2 protein-coding genes are annotated in these 1897 nt (G+C 38.3%); both read left to right on the top strand.

The genetic code is table 11. From position 1 onward, the window contains the following. A partial coding sequence (locus ACOVO2_RS05210; RefSeq protein ID WP_421768947.1) for an FG-GAP repeat domain-containing protein occupies nt 1–1167 on the top strand: 1167 nt, incomplete at its 5' end. Between the two features lie 174 nt (nt 1168–1341). Further along, the coding region (locus ACOVO2_RS05205; RefSeq protein WP_421768946.1) for a recombinase family protein at nt 1342–1897 on the top strand (556 nt) is incomplete at its 3' end.

Here is a 1897-nt window from a genome sequence, read left to right as displayed (position 1 = left end):
AAAGATGGCGACCAAGATTTGATTTTGGCAGGTGGAAGCTGCGAACGCCCCTTAGAGGTTGCGGAGGCATTTCAACCACAACTTTGGCTAAACGATGGAAAAGGTAACTTTTCACTGACAAAAGATTTTCTGACGCTCACGGTGAGCAGCCACACAATTGAGACACTTGATTTTGATAATGACAACGACCTTGATATTTTTATTGGTGGGCGAATGATACCAAATAAATATCCGATTAGTCCGAGAAGTTATATTTTAAGAAATGATAACGGCAAGTTTGTCGATATCACAGCTCAAATTGCTCCGTTTTTAAGCGACCTCGGAATGGTCTGTGATGCCGCCGTGGTTGATTTAGATAAAGATAATTTTAAAGAATTGGTAGTTGTTGGAGAATGGATGCCACTTACGGTTATGAAAAACAATCGTGGAAAATTTTTGCTTCAACAAACCAAACAAACTGAGGGATGGTGGAATACGGTGGAAGCTACTGACCTTACTAATGATGGTTTTCCCGATTTGGTATTAGGCAATGAAGGCAAAAATACTTTCTACTCAGCCACACCTAAGCAGCCACTTGTGCTTTTGGCAAAAGACTTCGACGAAAATGGCAGAATCGACCCCGTGATGGGGCAGTATGTGAATGGCGAACTGGTTCCTGTGCATTCGAGAGAAAACTTGAATTTGCAGATAAATGCTTTTCGTAAAAAATTCACCACTTACAAAGATTATTCGACTGTACTTTTAGAAGACTTGTTTTCGGATAATGATAAAAAAGGTGCTTTAAGAAAAGAGGTATATGAGCTGTCATCTACTATAGCCATCAACGATGGTAAAGGTAGCTTTAAACTAAAAGCACTTCCGTGGCAAGCACAGCAGTCGCCTATTTTTTCTATCATTTCAAAAGATTTTAACAGCGATGGAAAAACAGATTTGTTTTTGGCTGGAAACTTTTTCCCAAATGAAGCTCACCAAGGCCGGCAAGATGCTTCGAGAGGTGTGATACTTTTGGGAAATGGAAAAGGCAATTTCAACGCCCTTGATTTTGAATCATGTGGTTTGAATCTGAAGTTCGATACTCGCCGAAGTTTGTTTTTTGATAACCAAAACCTTTTACTTGCTTTTTCGAACTCAGGAAAATGCCTAACGTATCGTTTGCTTCCAAAATAAACCAAGACCAGAAAGGAATATAACAAAACTTTCCTTACGAGCAATCACTTTCAAGAGCTAAACCCCAAATTTTGAAGGTGATTTTTCTAAATATTAAATTTCACAAATTATAAATGTCCGTTTAAGATTTGTGAAATCTAACAAATTCATCTACTTTTACAAAAAAAACACCACATGAATTACGTTGCTTATTATAGAGTTAGTACAAAAAAGCAGGGGGCAAGTGGTTTGGGTTTAGATGCACAAAAACAAACTGCGAATAATTTTTTAAAAGAAACCGACAACATCATCAAGGAGTTTGTGGAGATTGAAAGCGGCAAGAATAATCAGCGAGAGCAATTAGACGAAGCCATAAAATATGCCCGTAATAATAAGTACACATTGTTGGTAGCTAAACTTGACCGCCTGAGCAGAAATGTTTCGTTTATCTTTACGCTGCGAGATAGCGGAGTTGATTTTGTGTGTGCCGATATTCCAGACGCAAATACCTTGACGATTGGAATTTTTGCGACCATCGCTCAACACGAGCGTGAAATTATTAGTCGCCGAACCAAAGATGCTCTTCAAGCGAAAAAAGAAAAAGGTTTTCTGCTTGGAAGTCCTAAAAACCTAAGCGATTTTTCGAGAACACTTGCAGTGAATTCAATCAAAGAAAAAGCATTGAATGATAGTCAGTGGAAAACGGCATTACTCCATATTCGTTTACAGATATTCGAGTTAAAAAACAGAG

It is taken from the genome of Emticicia sp. (genome assembly GCF_049241225.1).
Lineage (GTDB): Bacteria > Bacteroidota > Bacteroidia > Cytophagales > Spirosomataceae > Emticicia.
The sequence above is the reverse complement of the archived record's forward strand: the minus strand, read 5'-3'. Positions and strand labels throughout refer to the sequence as shown.